Source organism: Methylobacterium sp. FF17, from assembly GCF_025813715.1.
GTDB lineage: Bacteria > Pseudomonadota > Alphaproteobacteria > Rhizobiales > Beijerinckiaceae > Methylobacterium > Methylobacterium flocculans.
In genome coordinates this window covers 3091459-3110601 of record NZ_CP107532.1, presented here as the reverse complement: position 1 = coordinate 3110601, position 19143 = coordinate 3091459, and the positions used below count along the sequence as shown (strand labels likewise).

Below are 19143 nucleotides of genomic sequence, written 5' to 3'. Positions count from 1 at the left end.
AGAGTGCAACACGAACATAATTCCGATAGGTGCATCGGAGTTTTGGGAGGCAGGGCGGCCTTGGGACCAGGCTGAGAAGACGAGAGGAGTACGATATTTTAATTTAGAGCATCATCGGACCAGCGAGATCGGACAATGCGAGATTGACCCTAAACGCTCGTCTAATCCTCACGACTATGGGTCAAATTGAACCTATTCCTGTCAGAAACAGTGTATTTGGAACGCTTAGCCTTTTGATAAACACTCGATCTTCTAGCAATATTACATCAGGATAACAGATGAGTACGATACAGAAGCGAATCTTTTTAGGCACCATCCTGTTATCTGGAGCTCGTATATTCAGTAATATTGTGTCTCTTATCAGCACTCTAATCTTAGCGCGTCTCCTGTTGCCAGCGGATTTTGGGCTTGTGGCACTCGCAGGTACGATGCTTGCAATCATAACTGCGTTGTCTGGCGGAAGTTTTTCAGATGCCATTGTTTATTATAAGGCGCCTGATAACGAACACTATCACACCATTTGGACATTAAATGCACTAAAAGCATTATTCGTTGCGTTTGTTTCTATTGCTATATCTTGGCCCTTAGCGCGCTACTATCAAGACATTCGGCTGATGTACACAATAGCAGCTTTGAGTATCGGCACAATCATAATGGGCTTGGAAAATCCCAAAGTTGTGAGAATGACCAAAGAGCTCGTCTTCTGGCAGCAGGTTGCGATTCAGATATCGCAGCGCATCGTCTCTTTCCTGTTGTCGGCTTCGATTGCATATTATTATGAAAGCTATTGGGCCCTTATCATAGGAACGATTTCGGGTCAGATTTGTGGAATATTCGTTTCGTACATTATAGCACCCTATATTCCAAAATTAAGTTTAAAACATTTTGCCGAAGTACTCATGTTCGCAGGTTGGCTAAATCTTAGCCAAGCAATTAATGTCCTAAATTGGAATTTTGACAATCTTCTTGTTGGAACCTTCCTTGGTAAAGGGGCGCTTGGTTATTACACAGTGGGCAACAATTTAGCTATTATTCCGTCACGTGAGGCAGTAGCGCCGCTTACGTCTACGCTATATCCGGCCTTTTCGAACCTCATTGATGAACCTAAGCGCCTAGCTATTGCCTACCAAAAAGCCCAAGGTATGGTAATGGCAGTTGCTCTTCCTGTTGGTGTCGGCGTGGCACTGATAGCTGAGCCTTTAGTCATCCTGACTATGGGTGAAAAGTGGTTGCCGTCAGTGTTGCTGATTCAAGTGCTCTCATCCGTTTTTGCCATACAGACTATGGGGAGTTTAGCTCAGCCACTTGCTATGGCTTCTGGTCAAACAAGGCTCCTGTTCGTACGTGATCTGCAATCATTTATCGGCAGAATACCAACTATTGTAATCGGGATGTATCTTGGGGGGCTACCGGGAGTCGTCTATGCCCGCGCTCTTTTTGGCACCGCGTCAATTTTATTGAATATGCTTATTGTTCGTAGGATTATAGATTTGTCAATTTTTGACCAACTGAAATCCAACTTTCGGCCTTTAGCTAGTGCTTTGATCATGGCTTTTATTGTGAGTATAACTGGTAAATATCTGTCGAATTGTAGTGGGACCCTAGAGCTATTTGTTAAAATCTTTATTCAGGTTGCTTGCGGTTCTGCTGCTTACTGCGCAATAACATCTTTGTTATGGCTTGCAATGGGCAAGCGGGAGGGTCCTGAACAACAAATTATAAACGTTGTCTCAAGCTTGATGCTTCGAGTATTTACGAATAAGAGTCAGTAGTTCCGAGGCTTATAGGCTTGACACAATGCTAGAGCCGCATCCGATCAGGGTGGGTCGAAAGTATCGTAGCCTGCGGCCACAAGGTAGTTGCGGCACTCATTTGGTGTGAAGCGCTCGAAGGCTTGCTTGAGCGTTTCGCAGGGGACTGCGAACGTGTGAGTAGCCTGAGCTCGACTCGTATGGGGCGCTTCCGCAAGATGGGCGGCAATCGCTGTTTCGAACGAGCGGGGGGCCGGGTTTGTCGCGCGAGCTCTGGGCTAACTGATCCACTCGTATCCGGCGGAACAAGGTGTTCCTCACCAAGATACCTCATGTGAGGCGAACCGGCTCTGGGCGGTGGGGCCCATCTTTGGCAACGGCAGCAAACCCCGTCGAGCTCCGATCACAGGTCGTGTCCCTGGGCGTGGTGTAGCTCGGTGAGTGCCACCACGATCACCGGCTTGGGCCGGGGGGATCAGGCTTCCAGGGTCGGCAGGCTGACGAGAGGATCATCGCCGATCAGGGCGATGCTTTCCAGCGTCATGTAACGGGACCGCTGCACGGCCCATTCGTCGTTTTGTTCGAGCAGGATCGCGCCGACGAGACGTGTGATGGCAGCCTCGTTGGGGAAGATGCCCACGACCTCGGTCCGGCGTTTGATCTCGCCGTTCAGGCGTTCGAGAGGGTTCGTGGAGTGGAGCTTGACCCGATGGGCGGCCGGGAAGCCCATGTAGGCCAGCACGTCAGGCTCGGCCGTGTCCATCAGGGTCGCGAGCTTGGGCACCTTGGGCCGGAGCTGATCGGCGATCTTGCGCCACTGCAGGCAGGCTGCCTCCGCATCGTCCTGGGCGAAGGCGGTGGCGATGAAGGCGGAGACGACGCGCCGCCCGCTGCGGCCGGCATGGGCGAGCACGTTCCTCATGAAGTGGACGCGGCAGCGTTGCCAGGTGGCGTTCATCACCTTGGCCACCGAGGCCTTGATGCCCTCGTGCGCGTCTGAGATGACGAGCTTGACGCCGCGCAGGCCGCGCCGGGCGAGCTTGCGCAGGAAGTCCGTCCAGAACGTCTCGGCTTCCGATGGGCCGACGTCCATGCCGAGGACTTCGCGGCGGCCGTCGGTGTTCACGCCGACCGCCACGATGACGGCGACCGAGACGATGCGCCCGTCCTGGCGAACCTTCACGTAGGTGGCGTCGATCCAGAGATACGGCCACTCGCCCTCGATGGGGCGGTCGAGGAATGCGCCAACCCGTTCGTCGATCTCCTGGCACAGGCGCGAGACCTGGCTCTTCGACACGCCCGTGCCGCCCATGGAGGGTCCCTATCGCGGTTTGCCGCGATGGGTGCCCTGTCTGGACCAGATCATCCACCGAGCGGGTCGAGATGCCCTGGATGTAGGCTTCCTGGATCACCGCCGTGAGCGCCTTCTCGGCCATGCGTCGTGGCTCCAGGAAGCCGGGGAAGTACGAGCCCTTCCTGAGCTTCGGGATGCGCAACTCGACCGTGCCGGCGCGCGTCTGCCAGTCCGGTCGCGATAGCCGTTGCGCTGGACCAGACGTTCGGCGCTCTTCTCGCCCTGGGCCGCCCCGGTCAGGCCGCCCACCTCCAGCTCCATCAGGCGCTCGGCCGCAAAGCCGATCATCTCGCGCAGCAAATCCGCATCGGCGCTCTTCTCCATGAGGCCGCGCAGGGTCATCATCTCGTCGGTCATTGGGTAACGGGTCCGGCTGGGTTTCCTGCTCGTAGACGACGGGCGAGCGGTATCCGAGCGCCGAGTGCCGGCGCAGCGGATTGTAGAAGCCCTCGATGTAGCTGAATCAGGCCATCCGTGCCTCGGCCTGTGAGCGGAAGCGACGGCGGGCGAGCAGTTCGCATTCTAGGGTCGAGAAGAAGCTTTCATCCATGGCGTTGTCGTAGGCATCGCCGACCGAGCCCATTGAGGGTCGCACGCCCGCCTCCTGACAGCGGCTGCAGAAGGCTAGCGACGTGTATTGTGACCCCTGGTCCAAATGATGGATCACGTTGCGGGGCCTGCGCTGGGTGACGGCCATCTCCAGGGCGTCCAAGACGAGCTCCGACCGGAGGTGGTTGGCCATCGCCCAACCGACGATCCGGCGGCTGAAGGCGTCGAGCACGACGGCGAGGTAGAGGAAGCCGGCAGCAGTCGGCACGTAGGTGATATCCGCCACCCAGAGCTGGTTCGGGGCGGCGGCGGCGAAGTTACGGTCGACGAGGTCGGGAGCCGGACGCGCCTCCCGGTCCCGCCGCGTCGTAACAGGGCCACCGCGCCGATGGCTGGCCCCGACGAGGCCGGCCTCGCGCATCAGCCGGGCAATGCGTTTGCGGGAATGCCGCTCGCCCTGCTCGCGCAGGTCGGCGTGGACGCGCGGCGCGCCATAGGTCTCGCGCGAGCCGAGATGGACGGTGCGGATCCGCTTCAGCAGGGCAGCGTCCGCCACGCGTCGCGCCGAGGGCTGCCGGCCGGCCCAGGCATAGTACCCGGCCTTCGACACGCCGAGGGTGCGCGCCATCACCGTGATCGGGAAGTCGGCCTGGTTGGCGCTCATGAACCGGAAGACCCCGACGGCAGAACTCCGGTCTCCCGCGCAAACCAGGCTGTCGCGGGAGAGAGGATATCGCGCTCCAGCTTCAACTGACGATTCTCACGCCGTAGCCGGATGAGTTCGTCGCGCTCGGCCGTCGTCAGGCCGGGATCGGCACCTGGGAGCTTCTCCTCCCGGCGTTCCTCGCTACGGTCGACCTCGGCGACCCAGTTCCGAATAGTCTGGCCCGAGGGTTCGAACTCGCGAGCCAGATCGGTGGGATCACGGCCGGCGCGGACCAGATCGACCATCTGCCGGCGGAACTCGGCGGGGTATGCCGGACGGGTCTTGGGCATCGGACAAACACCTCACTCGAAAGCGTTCTCGGTGTCCACCAAACCGGGGCAATCCCAGGGGCATAGTTGAGATGTTGTCGCCTCAAGCAGAGGAGACACCCATGTCCGAGCTTGTTACGGTCGGTATCGACCTCGCGAAGAGCGTTTTTTTAAATGCACAGTGTCGATGTAAGCGGTCGGGTTCTCGTTCGTCGCCAACTCCGTCGAAGCCAGCTGCTCGCGTTTTTCGGGAAGCAGCCGCGCTGTCTAATCGGCATGGAGGCTTGTGGAGGCGCTCATGACTGGGGGCGCAGACTTCAGGGTATGGGGCAATCCCAGTCCGGCTGATGCCGCCGTCTTACGTGAAACCCTATGTGAAGCGCGGGAAGACGGACGCAGCCAACGCGGCCGCCATCTGTGAAGCGGTCACGCGTCCCTCCATGCGGTTCGTTGCCGTGACGAGCGAAGCTTGCTCTTCGGTCTTGGTTCTCCACCGCACGCGGGATCTTCTGGTCCGCCAGCGCACGCAGCTCTGCAACGCGATCCGCGCCCACATGACGGAGTTCGGCGTCATCGCAGCGACGGGCGCAGTACGTCGACCGGCTGCGAACGCAAATGCATCAGTTGCCGGAAGCGGCTCGATTGCCTGTCAGCCTCCTCTTCGAGCAGTTGGCCGACACCGACACGCGGATCGAGCAGTTGACGCGTAAGATCGAAGCGACTCACGCTCAAAGTGAGACGAGCCAGCGTCTGGTGACGATCCCGGGCGTCGGCAAGCTCTCGGCGACGACCTTCGCAGCGACGACGCCGGACGTCGGCAACTTCGAGTGCGCGAGAGACTACGCTGCCTGGCTCGGCCTGACTCCCAAACCCCATTCCACGGGCGGCAAACAGAAAGCCGGGCGAATCTCGAAGATGGGCAGCCGGTATATTCGGCGGCTGCGCTATCTGGGCGCCATGTCGCAGATCATGGTGAGAGCCAGGTGCGGCCTGAGACAGGACTGGCTGTCCGACATGCTGACCCGAAAGAAGACAAAAGTTGCCGCCATCGCGTTGGCACATCGCATGGCAAGAACGATCTTTGCTGTCCTCGAGGACGGATCACGCTACCAGCCGCAGGCGACCACCGCTGAAGGGCTAGACGAACGGTCAGGGCGACGTGAGGTGATGGCGAACAAACGGAGAGGAAGAACCAGGACGCCCCGATCAATCCGAAGCGCTTCGAGCGCGCTCGATTGAGTGAGATTTATTCCCCAAGTGGACTTCATCAGGGAACGCAGCGATCCCGCTGCAAATGAGACGCCGTATACATGGCCGCAACCGGCCAGTTCACCCATACCGATCCGACATCCTTGACCCGCAGGAGCCATCCATACAGAGGTTGAAGTCGGGTGAGTAGGCGGGCAGGTAGAGCAGCCGGGCTTCGGCTGCCTCGATGCGCTCTCGGATGCCGCTGACTTTGTGGGCCGGCAGCTTGTCCAGCACGACCATGTCACCCTGCTTCAAGGTCGGGATCAGGGTCTCCTCAACAGCCACTACCATCACCGTCAAGTTCGTCGAACCCAGGAAGAGCCAGAACGGCTCCGCGGTACAGCCCGGGTTGGGTCATCGATCAGATCTTCGGCTGGATCACGCATGACCACGAGGCCGCCTGTCTTCTGGATCCGCCTTCTTGGTTCTCGCTAGAGCCATGATGTTTACCAGATAGAAGAACCCAAGCATTATAAAACGAGATCTTAGAGCGTAAATACACTTACACTACTGCATAGAGTGGGATACAGACTCAGTCCTATGGAATTTTTTTCATATTACATTAGAGATGCCATTAAGATAATGTTTATTGCAGTTACAATAAATGTATCAGTAAAAACTATTTAGTGTGTTACTTGTTATTTAGTCATTCTTGATATTCACGTACATACTATCGGTGCATTTTACCGATTTTATAAAATCGGGTTTAGAACTGCTCAGCCTACGATCCACGCACTGGCGAAACATCGCCATCTGTTTGGGGCATGTGTGATGACGCTGCTGGGAGCCTACGTCGGCAATTCCGCCAAGGACGTTTTGAAGTTTGAGAGCTGGCTTGATCGGCCGGTTGACTTTGTTCGTGCGCACACCGGACGCGGCAGCTGGTGGGACTATGACTCGAGCATCGGCTGGGTCGGCTCTCAGCTACAGGCCCTGAACAAGCCCATCAACTGGACCATTCCGATGTTCGCCTTCGGCGGCAACCTCGCCGAAGCTGCAAGCGGCGCCTATGACGACCACTACGTTAAGGCCGCCCAGAGCATCCTGAAGACCCGCAGCGTCGACGAAAAGATCTTTGTTCGCTTCGGCGAGGAGTTCAACGGCGGCTGGATGCCCTGGGCTGCCAAGGGCAAGGAAGGCGACTTCATCCAGACCTACCGCAACATGGTCGATGCCTTCCGCTCCGTCTCGGACAAGTTCGTCTTCGAGTGGAACGTGAATGTCGGCCACCAGGGCATGGACCCGGCCAAGGCCTACCCTGGTGACGCCTATGTCGACGTCATCGGCATGGACTTCTACCTCAACACAGCCTGGGACCCGAAGGACCCGCTCGCGGCCTGGGACTACATGGTCAAGCGGGACTACGGGCTGCAGTGGCTGGAGAGCTTTGCGGCTCAGCACGGCAAGCCTACGGCCTACGCCGAATGGGGCATCAAGGCCGACAATGCCGCCCCCTACATCACCAAGGCCGCCGAGTGGTTCCAGAGCCACAACGTGCTCTACCAGAGCTACTGGGACGACAACAACGAGATGCCGAGCAAGATCAGCGACGGCTCCAATCCCCAGAATGCCGCCGAAGCCGCTGCCTACAAGGCCGCGTTCGGGACAGCGCCGAACTCCAACAACGTCGCACCGGTCGGGCATGCCGACGCCTACACGCTTGACGAGAACGGTATTTTGCGGGTCTCCGCAGAGGCCGGCGTAATCGGTAACGACACCGACGCCAACAGCGACGCCCTGCTGGCCATGCTGGTGGACGGACCTGCGCATGGCAAACTCACGCTCAATGCCGACGGCTCGTTCACCTACGTGCCGGACTTAAACTATAGTGGCGCCGACAGCTTCACCTACGCGCCCCGAGATCCGTCGAGCGCCGGCAATCTGACCAAGGTGTCGCTGACGGTCACCGAGAGCCACGATGCGCCGGCCTCGGCTGCGCCTGTGAACTGGATCGTGGGCACGAACGGCAGCGACACGCTGGTGGGGGATGCCCGCAACAACTCGCTCAACGGCGCTGCCGGTCAGGATACGATGAAGGGTGGCGTGGGCGACGACACCTACGTGGTCGATCAGGCCAACGACGTTGTCGTCGAGTACGCCAACGAGGGCATCGACACGGTTGAGAGCTGGGCGCCGACCTACACGCTCTCGGCTCATGTCGAGAACCTGAAGCTGCTCGGCACAGGTCAGACCGGCATCGGCAACGAGCTCGCCAACGGGATCACCGGCGGGGCGGGCAACGACATCCTCAACGGCAAGGGCGGCAACGACTGGCTCACCGGCGGGGCAGGCGCTGACACCTTCGTGTTCGAGATCGGTTCTGGCCACGATGTGGTTCGAGATTTTGCCACCAGCGGCACGCAGCAGGACGTGGTCAAGCTCTCAGGCTACGACTTCGCTTCCTTCGCCCAGATCCGGGCGGCGCTGACCCAGGTGGGCGCGGACACGCTGCTCAAGCTCTCGGACGACAGCAGCGTCACCTTCCTCAACCACAAGGTCAGCGACTTCGCGGCAAGCCACTTCAAGCTGCCAAACCCGACCTACACGATCACGGGCCAGCCCAAGGTGGCGGAGGGTGCCGATCTGGTCTTCACCGTCAGCCGCAGCGACGACAACGGGGCTCAGACCTTGAGCTATCGCCTGGGCGGCACGGCGACCTCGGGCCTCGACTACGACGCCCCGAGTGGCAGCGTGACCTTCGCGCCCGGCGAGCTGACCAAGCAGATCGTCGTGACCACCAAGGCCGATGCCCTGCTCGAGGGCAACGAGAGCGTGGTGGTCACGCTCAGTGGCGTCACTGGAGCCGGCACAATCAGCACGGCAAGCGCTACGGGAACCCTTGTCGATGCGACCACAACGGCGATGCCGCAGCCGCGAGAGTCGGCCTCGCCAGTAAACTGGGTGGTGGGCACGAACGGCAGCGACACGCTGGTGGGGGATGCCCGCAACAACTCGCTCAACGGCGCTGCCGGTCAGGATACGATGAAGGGTGGCGTGGGCGACGACACCTACGTGGTCGATCAGGCCAACGACGTTGTCGTCGAGTACGCCAACGAGGGCATCGACACGGTTGAGAGCTGGGCGCCGACCTACACGCTCTCGGCTCATGTCGAGAACCTGAAGCTGCTCGGCACAGGTCAGACCGGCATCGGCAACGAGCTCGCCAACGGGATCACCGGCGGGGCGGGCAACGACATCCTCAACGGCAAGGGCGGCAACGACTGGCTCACCGGCGGGGCAGGCGCTGACACCTTCGTGTTCGAGATCGGTTCTGGCCACGATGTGGTTCGAGATTTTGCCACCAGCGGCACGCAGCAGGACGTGGTCAAGCTCTCAGGCTACGACTTCGCTTCCTTCGCCCAGATCCGGGCGGCGCTGACCCAGGTGGGCGCGGACACGCTGCTCAAGCTCTCGGACGACAGCAGCGTCACCTTCCTCAACCACAAGGTCAGCGACTTCGCGGCAAGCCACTTCAAGCTGCCAAACCCGACCTACACGATCACGGGCCAGCCCAAGGTGGCGGAGGGTGCCGATCTGGTCTTCACCGTCAGCCGCAGCGACGACAACGGGGCTCAGACCTTGAGCTATCGCCTGGGCGGCACGGCGACCTCGGGCCTCGACTACGACGCCCCGAGTGGCAGCGTGACCTTCGCGCCCGGCGAGCTGACCAAGCAGATCGTCGTGACCACCAAGGCCGATGCCCTGCTCGAGGGCAACGAGAGCGTGGTGGTCACGCTCAGTGGCGTCACTGGAGCCGGCACAATCAGCACGGCAAGCGCTACGGGAACCCTTGTCGATGCGACCACAACGGCGATGCCGCAGCCGCGAGAGTCGGCCTCGCCAGTAAACTGGGTGGTGGGCACGAACGGCAGCGACACGCTGGTGGGGGATGCCCGCAACAACTCGCTCAACGGCGCTGCCGGTCAGGATACGATGAAGGGTGGCGTGGGCGACGACACCTACGTGGTCGATCAGGCCAACGACGTTGTCGTCGAGTACGCCAACGAGGGCATCGACACGGTTGAGAGCTGGGCGCCGACCTACACGCTCTCGGCCCATGTCGAGAACCTGAAGCTGCTCGGCACAGGTCAGACCGGCATCGGCAACGATCTCGCCAACCTGATTATCGGCAGCAAGGGCGCCGACATCCTCAACGGCAAGGGCGGCAACGACTGGCTCACCGGCGGGGCAGGCGCCGACACCTTCGTGTTCGAGATCGGCAGCGGCCACGATGTCGTCACTGACTTCACCACCAGCGGCACGCAGCAGGACGTGGTCAAGCTCTCGGGCTACGACTTCGCCTCCTTCGCCCAGGTTCAAGCGGCGCTGACTCAGGTGGGCGCGGACACGGTGCTCAAGCTTTCCGACGAAGGCAGCGTCACCTTCCTCAACCACAAAGTCAGCGACTTCACGGCCACACATTTCGGGATGATCGAGGCCGTCGGTCCCGGCATCACCGACTCTTCGAGTATGGCCGCAAAACCTATCGCGGTAATTGCTGTGCCAAGTCCAATCTACACAATCACAGGCTCGCCCTCTGCGGAGGAGGGTGGCAACCTGGTATTCACGCTCAGCCGCAACAGTGATGATGGAGTGAAGACGCTGAACTATAAGCTAAGCGGCACTGCGACTTCGGGTCTCGACTACGCGGCTCCGAGCGGCGCGGTGACGTTCGCGGCTGGCGAACTAACCAAGCAACTCGCCCTGGCCACAAAGGTCGATGACCTGGTCGAGGGCAGCGAGAGCGTGATGGTGACTCTAAGCGGCGTCACCGGAACCGGGACGCTCGGTGCGGAGAGCACGGCTACCGGCAGCATCCTCGATCCGCGGCCCACGCCTCCGTCGGAGTCGGGCAAGGCTGCCAGCTGGATCTACGGCACCTCCGGCAACGACACCCTGAACGGCGACAAGTTCAATAACTACCTGATCGGCGAGGCTGGTCAGGACACGGCGAAGGGCGGCAAAGGTGACGACACCTACAACGTCGAGAGCATGAACGACAAGGTCATCGAGCTGGCGAATGAGGGCATCGACACGGTCGAGAGCTGGGGCCACTACACGCTTTCAGCCAATGTCGAGAACCTGAAGCTCCTGGGCCTAAACCTGACCGGCACGGGGAACGAGCTAGCCAATCGCATCGAAGGCGGCAGGGGCAATGACACGCTCAATGGCAAAGCTGGCAACGATTGGCTCACGGGCGGCACGGGCACCGACACCTTCGTGTTCGAGCGCGCCACGGGCCACGATGTGATCACCGACTTTGTCACCACGGGCGCCGGGCAGGATTTGGTCAAGCTCGTGGGCTTCGACTTCGCCTCTTTCGCCCAGGTGCGAGCGGGGCTGATCCAGGTGGGCGCGGACACACTGCTCAAGCTCTCCGACGACAGCAGCGTCACTTTCCTCAACCACAAGGTGGCTGACTTCCACGCCGGCGACTTCATGCTCTAGATACGGACCTCAGGCCGCCCACTGCACCCCGCCTTGTATCGCGCTTCTGCTAACTCTATCGCAAACGGGGTCCGTCGCGAACCGCGATGTAATACCAAGTCTCAGTGAGCCTGACCCATAAGTCGGTCTCACTGAGGTCCGGCGGACGAAAGCCGCCGCGCCGTCGCGCGGGCAGACCTCGATGAGTCAGGCTCGTCGAAGTCTAGTATAAGTCGCAAAACAAGCTTGATCTGCGCTATCTTCAAACCGTATTGACCTCCTGAAATCCTATTGTTTTGCAGCCTACTCTACCATAGATATATTCTACTCTAATTGTAGGTAGGCTGCAAAACGATTCTTTACCCTAAATTTGAGGAGCAGTAGCTTGCTGTCTACAATATAAAAGCATCTGAGCTAAACTGTCCAATGGTCTTGTTCAAGAAAGTGATGTGACTTCCATCAGACAGGGCCAGCTGCGTATCGGCGCCGAACTGCATCATGTTTGACTGGATCTGACTGAAGCTTGTGTAATTAAAGCCTGTCAGCTGGACCACGTCGCGCGCTGCGCCGTCCGTGACGAAGTCGGTGATCACGTCGTGACCAGTGCCCTTCTCGAACACGAAGGTATCAGCGCCAGCTCCGCCAGTCAGCCAGTCGTTTCCGGCCTTGCCGTTGATCGTATCCCTGCCGCTGCCACCAGTGATGCGATTGGCCAGTTCATTGCCCGTACCGATCAGGTTTGTGCCCTTCAGGACCAGGTTCTCGACATTGGCCGAGAGGGTGTAATGGCCCCAGCTTTCGATGGTGTCGATCCCCTCACCCGCGAGCTCGACGACCGTGTCGCCCATGCCCTCCACATCGTAGGTGTCATCGCCTGCACCACCGTACGCCTTGTCCTGACCAGCGCCTCCCGTCAGGTAGTTGTTGGACTTGTCACCCAAAAGCGTATCATTAGCGCTGGTGCCATAGATGTAGCTGCCAGCCTTTCCGGACATAAGCGGCTGCGTCGGGACAGGTTGGCCGCTCAAATCGACGATCATACCAGTCGCACTATCAGAGGAGCTGAACGTACCTGGACCGGTGATCTCAGTCAGGCTCAACACAACGCTCTCGCTACCTTCCGCAATCGCATCGGCGTAAGTAGTCAGAACGACCTGTTTGGACAGCTCGCCTGCTGCGAAAGTGACCACTCCATTCGGACTGGCGTAATCTGATCCAGCAGTCGCTGAACCTCCCCAAGCAAAGCCAACAGTTTGTGCTCCGGAGTCATCGGTGCGGCTAATCGTGAAGACCAGGTCACCGCCCTCCTTGGCGACCGGCGAGCCTGAAACCGTATACCTTGGGTTCAGCACGCTTGTTTTGTAACCGAAATTCTCCGCAACAAAGTCACTGATAGAATGGCTCAAGAAAGTGATGTGACTTCCATCAGACAGGGCCAGCTGCGTATCGGCGCCGAACTGCATCATGTTTGACTGGATCTGACTGAAGCTTGTGTAATTAAAGCCTGTCAGCTGGACCACGTCGCGCGCTGCGCCGTCCGTGACGAAGTCGGTGATCACGTCGTGACCAGTGCCCTTCTCGAACACGAAGGTATCAGCGCCAGCTCCGCCAGTCAGCCAGTCGTTTCCGGCCTTGCCGTTGATCGTATCCCTGCCGCTGCCACCAGTGATGCGATTGGCCAGTTCATTGCCCGTACCGATCAGGTTTGTGCCCTTCAGGACCAGGTTCTCGACATTGGCCGAGAGGGTGTAATGGCCCCAGCTTTCGATGGTGTCGATCCCCTCACCCGCGAGCTCGACGACCGTGTCGCCCATGCCCTCCACATCGTAGGTGTCATCGCCTGCACCACCGTACGCCTTGTCCTGACCAGCGCCCCCCGTCAGGTAGTTGTTGGACTTGTCACCCAAAAGCGTATCGTTGCCACTGGTGCCATAGATGTAGCTTGTGGGTTTCGCAGAGAGAGGAGGCTCCGGGAGTACATTGTCTATGATGATCCCGGTCGCTGCACTCTGAGGTCCAACGTACCCTGTTCCGGTGGTGGAGGTCAGGGTGACCACAATGTTTTCATCCCCCTCTACAACAGGATCGACTTTTGTTTGTAGAATGATTTGCTTGGAAAGCTCACCTGCCGCGAACATGATCGAGCCGCTTGGCGTTGTGTAATCGGCACCAGAAGTCGCGGTGCCTGTGAGACCATAGTTGACCGTCTGGGCGCCATCATCGCTTGTACGCGTGACTGTAAACGCCATTACGCCACCTTCCTCGATGGAAGGCGCCCCCGAAATCGAGTAGACAGGAACCGGCGTCGCGTCCGCTACAATGGTCGTTGCGGAGTTCTTGCTAGGATCTACAGCGATCAAACCAGCACCATTGGTGCTGGCGAGCGTCAGTGTCAGGCTTTCATTTCCCTCGACAAGATTGTCGCTCAATGTCGAGATCGAGATAATCTTGGATCTTTCCCAATCCTTGAACCAAACAAAGTTGTCGATGGGGGTATAGTCGACGCCCGGCGTCATGCTCCCGCTGATACTAAAGCTAACTCTTTCAATCTGAGACACATCGTTGTTGCGCGAGAGGGTAAATTGCACAACCCCGCCTTCCTGAACGACGGTCGGCGCAGACACCGAATAGATCGCCGCAGCATTGCCAGAGAACTTAAAGTCGTCTGCAACGAACGACGAGATCTTCAGCCCACGGAACAGGATTGTATCATCATGCCCCGGCATCCGCAGTACGACGCCTTCGTCGTACTGCGTCATGTAGGATTTGATGTGGTTGAAAGACGTGAAGCCATAGTTCTGTAGCTGAACCAAATCCCCAAGGCCCGGACCTGCCTGGAAATCAGCAATCACATCGTGACCGCTCCCCGCACTAAAGAAGAAGGTGTCGCTACCTCCGCCGCCTGTCAGGAAGTCGTTCCCGCCCGCGCCGATCAGCGTATCTGCACCGTTGCCACCCGTGATCCGGTTGTTGAGCTCGTTCCCCTGCCCGATCTGACCGTCAGCTTTCTTAAGCACGAGATTTTCTACATTGCTTGGCAGGATGTAGCTGTTAACGTAGCTGACGATAGTGTCGATGCCCTCTCCAGTCTTTTCGGTAACACTGGCGGAGTTTGAGTCGACGACGTAGGTATCGTTGCCCTTGCCCCCGCTCATCTTGTCGGCGCCGCCATTGCCTTCAAGCGTATCGTCGCGATCCGTGCCGACTAGTACGTCGTTACCGGGCGTACCGCCGAAGTAAGCTGTCTTCAGATTTGGCCCAACGGGCGGCTCATAAGGGTTCCAGATGGGGCGCGAAGCGAGCGCGCCACTAAACTCAAAGTTCTCGGCCGTCAGCTTCTCGGAGAGCACCCCGCGAAAGAGAATGGTATCACCTGAAGGGAGAGTGAGTACGGCGCCTTCCGAGTAATCACGCAATCCCGCCTGAATACTAGCAAAAGACATAAAGCCCAAATCAATCAAACGCACCACGTCTCCGCCTATACCAGGCCTGAAATCCATGATGCTATCTGCACTTGATCCGGACTCGGGATAGAAAACAAAGATGTCTTTGCCACCACCTCCGATCAGGATATCATTGCCGCCACGACCCTCGAGAACATCATTGCCGATCCCACCAATCAGGCGATTGTTTAGGGAGTTGCCGATTGCCGTTGCGCCGCTGTCCCGGCGGATGGTCAGCCCTTCAACGTTGTCCGGGAGCGTGTAGGTCGCGAGCGTCGATGTGACCCAGTCGTATCCCTCTCCCGGCAACTCGACGATGGTGTCACCAACATTGTCGACGACGTAGCCGTCGTCGCCCTTACCGCCATACATAGCATTCGAGCCGAGGCCGCCATCGATGAGGTCACTGCCATCGGTGCCTTGCAGGACATCATCGCCTACTGTGCCAGTAATGGTTGGGTACCCACTTCCGAAGGCATCGCGGTAGGCTTCCCCAACGGTTGGATGCTGCCCGTTGCTTAGTTCCGCTCGGTAGCCTGTGTTCGTGTCCCAATAGGACTGATAGGCTGTGTTATGGCTGGAAACCCAATCCGCCATTTTCTGAATGTACGGTCCAGAATCGTCGGTGGAGACCCCCCATTCCGTGAAGGAAATCGGCTTGTTGTGGACTGCAGCAAAATCAGCTTGCCACTGCAGACCGTAATTCATATTTACGTCGTGATCCCACGCCGCGAGGGCGTCTCCGGTGCCGCCCGTGGTGCCTTTGTAGACGGTCACACCGACAACATCGACATAGTCGTCGCCCGGGTAGGCATCGACTGGATTCATACCCTGTTCGCCAACGTTCGGCGCCCACTCGAAGCGGAAGCGATCGGAGATCGAGCGGAAAATGTCGACGACCTCCTTCCAAGCTGCGATGTAGTTCCCGGGCTGGCCTTGGGCGCTCCACGGAAACCAGTTGCCGTTCATCTCCCAGCCGAGGCGAACGTAGATCAGCTCACCGTCAGGCCGGAGATTGTTGAACGACTGCGCCGCCTTCAGCCAATGGTCGTTGTAGTCCCCGTTGGCAGCCGCAGCTAGATTTGAGCCGATCGTCAACAATGGAATCGAGATCAACATCGCCCTATCATGGTCTGCCCATTGTGAAGCGATGTAGTCGATCGAGCCGTCGAACGCCTTCCAGTTGGTCCGATCGAGGAACAGAGAAGCCCGGTCAACAGGTCGCCCGAGCCATTGCTCAAAAGCAGTGACTTCCGCCGGCGTATTTCCAGCGTAGATGGCAAGCTCGGACAAATCACTCTCCAGTATCTTTACACAAATTTTGTAAATTTCGATTATTCTGATGTCAGATTACCGCCTTTTTAAGGCAGAAATATTTAAATCATCAATCACGAAATGCCACCCTTGTCCGGCCTGTAAGCAGCTTATATTCGCACTACAAATACAAATACCTACAGCGACATGTACACTTCCCTGAATAGGGCTAATCATGTAATCTATGATAGGTCCTACGAGCGTTTTTATCATACTTTTATTCACAGTCTCACCGTAAAGGCAGAGCGAATCCATGGTGCGTCATTCAACATGAAAAAAATTCAGAATCCGTTTACCAATCTTTTTAAGCTCGGTCTACCTACCAGAGTACGTAGTTGAAACGTGGTCCTCCTATTCCGCTCAGTGGTTCACCGCTCGGATCATCAACGACGCAATATTGTGCACTTAGAGGCTGTTATGGACCTGTGACGGCTGGATTCCAGATGAAGGGGCATGATTTCTTTACGCAAAGCCTACCCGTCCGACGTCTCCGATGAAGAATGGGCGCTGGTTGCCCCCTATCTGACGCTGCTTTGTGAGGATGCGGGACAGCGCGAGCACAGCTTGTGCGAGTTATTCAACGGGCTGCGCTACGTGGTGAAGACAGGCGCGCCGTGGCGCTGGATGCCCAACGACCTGCCACCCTGGGAAGCCGTCTACCAGCAGGCTCAGCGCTGGCTGGCGGCGGGCTGCTTCGAGCAACTGGCCGACGATCTGCGGGCATTGCTGCGTCTGGCCTCCGGACGTTCGCCCGAGCCGTGCGCGGCCATCCTCGACAGCCGAACCCTGCGCTCCTCACCCGAGAGCGGCGAGCGGGCTGGCTACGACGGTGCCAAGCGCAAGAAGGGCTCGAAGGCCCTCCTGGCCGTGGACACCTTCGGCCACCTCCTGGCCCTGCACGTCACCCCCGCCGATGCCGACGAGCGCGCCCAGGTCGGGCGCCTGGCGCAAGCCGTGCAGGCTGCCACCGGGGACAGCGTCGATCTCGCCTATGTCGACCAGGGCTATACGGGCGAAAAGCCGGCCAAGGCGGCTCGCACGCACGGCATCGAACTCAAGGTCGTCAAACTGCCGGAAGCCAAGCGCGGCTTCGTCCTGCTGCCACGCCGCTGGGTGGTGGAGCGCTCCTTCGCCTGGGCGACCCGCTTCCGTCGTCTCGTCAAAGATTACGAGCGCTATCCCAGCACGCTGGCAGACCTCCACATCGTCGCCTTCGTCTGCCTCATGCTCAAACAGGCCGCCCAACTCGCAGCCGGTTCATAACTGAACCGCGCCGGGTTTCCCGGAGGCTCCAACTCTTGAGAGGATGGAGCCATGACGAAGCGAACCCCACCCTATTCCCCCGAGGTCCGTGCCCGCGCGGTGCGGATGGTCCTTGATCATCAGGGCGAGCATGCCTCGCAATGGGCGGCGATCAATTCGATCGCGGCCAAGATCGGCTGTTCGGGCGAGACGCTCCGGAACTGGATCCGGCAGTCCGAGCGGGACACGGGACAGCGGGGCGGCCCGAGCACGGACGAGCGCGAGCGGATCAAAGCGCTGGAGCGCGAGAACCGTGAACTGCGCCAAGCCAACGAGATCCTGAGGAAGGCGTCGGCGTATTTTGCCATGGCGGAGCTCGACCGCCGGTCGCGGACATGATCGCGTTCATCGACGACCATCGGGCCGTCTATGGGGTCGAGCCGATCTGCAGGGTGCTGCCGATCGCCCCGTCGACGTACCATGCCCATGCCGCGCGGCGTGCCGATCCCGGCAAGCTGCCTGCACGGGCCAGGAGCGATGCGGCGCTGATGGTCGAGATCCGGCGCGTGTTCGAGGCGAACTTCCGCGTCTACGGCGTGCGCAAGGTCTGGCGGCAGCTCGGCCGGGACGGGATCGTGGTGGCTCGGTGCACCGTGGCGCGGCTGATGCGGGCGATGGGACTGAAGGGTGTCGTGCGGGGCAAGACAGTCCGGACGACGATCCCCGATCCGGCCGCGGTGTACCCGCTCGACCGGGTCAACCGACAGTTCAAGGCACCGCGGCCCAACGCCCTGTGGGTCAGCGATTTCACCTACGTCGCGACCTGGTCTGGCTTCGTCTATGTGGCCTTCGTCATCGACGTCTTCGCCCGCCGCATCGTCGGCTGGCGGGTCTCCCGAACCGCCCATGCCGCCTTCGTGCTCGACGCTTTGGAGCAGGCCCTGCACGAGCGCCGTCCCCACCAGGGTGGTGGGCTCGTGCACCATAGCGATAGGGGCTCGCAATACCTGTCGATCCGCTACACCGAGCGGCTCGCCCAGGCCGGTGTCGAGCCTTCCGTCGGCAGCGTCGGCGACAGCTACGACAATGCCCTCGCCGAGACGATCAACGGGCTGTTCAAAGCCGAACTGATCCATCGGCGTGGACCATGGCGGTCGTTCGAGGCCGTCGAGTTCGCCACCCTCGAATGGGTCGACTGGTTCAACACCCGTCGTCTGCTCGAACCGATCGGGAATATCCCTCCCGCCGAGGCTGAAGCGCGCTACTATGCCCAGGCCGAGGTGCAAACCTTGGCAGCCTGAATCAAACCAAATGGCCTCCGGGAAACCCGGCGCGGTTCATGGGTCGTCGGGGACCGGGGCTACACCAGCCACGCCTTTCGTGAGCACATCTGGGACATGGGCGCGCGGCCCGCGATCCCGCCTCAGCGCCACGAAGCACCCGTCGCCTGCCCGGACTGGATCTGCAACAACCGCAACCAGGTGGAGCGCCTCTGGGCCAGGCTCAAGGAGTGGCGCGCCATCGCCACACGCTACGAGAAGACGACCGTCAGCTTCATGGGCGTCCTCTGTCTTGCCGCGGCCCTCGATTGGCTCAAGCGATGACAGACCCTAGCATTACAGTTGCGTTTTGTTGCGAATGGGTTCCTTGTTCGGCGTGGACGGCCGGCCTTTGCGTCGTCGGCGCATCTTCTGGTTTACAGCACGGCGTTTCAGATGCGCTTGATGGGCCGCGGCCTGATGCGCCCGTCGCCAGAGCGACCATGCGATGACGTGAGCGGGCTGGATGCGCCGCTGCGCCAGCCGCACGGCGATGCGGCGGATCTCCTGCACCGACC

Annotated in this window: 6 protein-coding genes, 5 pseudogenes and 1 other annotated feature; of the genes and pseudogenes, 6 read left to right on the top strand and 5 right to left on the bottom strand. The window is 59.5% G+C overall.

Features of this window, described 5'->3' with window-relative positions:
- Nucleotides 1-278 precede the first annotated feature (278 nt).
- A complete protein-coding gene (locus OF380_RS14590) occupies nucleotides 279-1772 on the top strand; it encodes a lipopolysaccharide biosynthesis protein (protein ID WP_264045164.1) in 1494 nt (497 codons plus the stop codon).
- Nucleotides 1773-2226: 454 nt separating this feature from the next.
- Here the strand turns inward: OF380_RS14590 and OF380_RS14585 are convergent.
- Together OF380_RS14585 and OF380_RS14580 are read right to left on the bottom strand one after the other, a co-directional pair.
- Nucleotides 2227-3462, bottom strand: a pseudogene (locus tag OF380_RS14585) (IS256 family transposase).
- Between the two features lie 25 nt (nucleotides 3463-3487).
- Nucleotides 3488-4650 (bottom strand): annotated as a pseudogene (locus OF380_RS14580) (IS3 family transposase); the annotation flags it as partial.
- Nucleotides 4651-4751: 101 nt separating this feature from the next.
- On the opposite strand from OF380_RS14580, the pseudogene OF380_RS14575 reads away from it, so the two are divergent.
- Nucleotides 4752-5760 (top strand): annotated as a pseudogene (locus OF380_RS14575) (IS110 family transposase); the annotation flags it as partial.
- 249 nt (nucleotides 5761-6009) lie between these two features.
- Here OF380_RS14575 and OF380_RS14570 read toward each other — a convergent pair.
- A pseudogene (locus tag OF380_RS14570) lies at nucleotides 6010-6159 on the bottom strand (transposase); the annotation flags it as partial.
- 492 nt (nucleotides 6160-6651) lie between these two features.
- Here OF380_RS14570 and OF380_RS14565 point away from each other — a divergent pair.
- Nucleotides 6652-11328: a Calx-beta domain-containing protein gene (locus OF380_RS14565; RefSeq protein ID WP_264045162.1), complete on the top strand. Its 4677-nt coding sequence runs from the start codon at nucleotides 6652-6654 to the stop codon at nucleotides 11326-11328.
- 371 nt (nucleotides 11329-11699) lie between these two features.
- Here OF380_RS14565 and OF380_RS14560 read toward each other — a convergent pair whose 3' ends face one another.
- On the bottom strand, nucleotides 11700-16043 hold the full coding sequence (locus OF380_RS14560) for a Calx-beta domain-containing protein (RefSeq protein WP_264045160.1): 4344 nt from the start codon (nucleotides 16041-16043) through the stop codon (nucleotides 11700-11702).
- Between the two features lie 474 nt (nucleotides 16044-16517).
- Between OF380_RS14560 and OF380_RS14555 the strand changes: the two genes are divergently transcribed.
- The 3 genes and pseudogenes from OF380_RS14555 to OF380_RS14545 form a co-directional block, all read left to right on the top strand.
- A complete protein-coding gene (locus tag OF380_RS14555) occupies nucleotides 16518-17327 on the top strand; it encodes an IS5 family transposase (protein ID WP_264045159.1) in 810 nt (269 codons plus the stop codon).
- Nucleotides 17328-17378: 51 nt separating this feature from the next.
- Nucleotides 17379-18607, top strand: a protein-coding gene (locus OF380_RS14550; protein ID WP_264045157.1) for an IS3 family transposase whose coding sequence is annotated in 2 segments (ribosomal slippage) — nucleotides 17379-17667 and nucleotides 17667-18607 — 1230 coding nt in all. Because the reading frame shifts where the segments join, the coding sequence is not laid out codon by codon here.
- Nucleotides 17660-17776: a sequence feature (AL1L pseudoknot), on the top strand. It overlaps the preceding gene by 117 nt.
- A gap of 39 nt (nucleotides 18608-18646) precedes the next feature.
- A pseudogene (locus tag OF380_RS14545) lies at nucleotides 18647-18910 on the top strand (transposase); the annotation flags it as partial.
- Nucleotides 18911-18922: 12 nt separating this feature from the next.
- Here the strand turns inward: OF380_RS14545 and OF380_RS14540 are convergent.
- On the bottom strand, nucleotides 18923-19138 hold the full coding sequence (locus tag OF380_RS14540; protein ID WP_264045155.1) for a hypothetical protein: 216 nt from the start codon (nucleotides 19136-19138) through the stop codon (nucleotides 18923-18925).
- Nucleotides 19139-19143: the final 5 nt, after the last annotated feature.

What these genes read in the sequence shown, in the direction of transcription:
- OF380_RS14590 (WP_264045164.1), top strand. Translation starts at nt 279, where the DNA reads ATGAGTACGATACAGAAGCGAATCTTTTTAGGCACCATCCTGTTATCT.
- OF380_RS14565 (WP_264045162.1), top strand. Translation starts at nt 6,652, where the DNA reads ATGACGCTGCTGGGAGCCTACGTCGGCAATTCCGCCAAGGACGTTTTG.
- OF380_RS14555 (WP_264045159.1), top strand. Translation starts at nt 16,518, where the DNA reads ATGATTTCTTTACGCAAAGCCTACCCGTCCGACGTCTCCGATGAAGAA.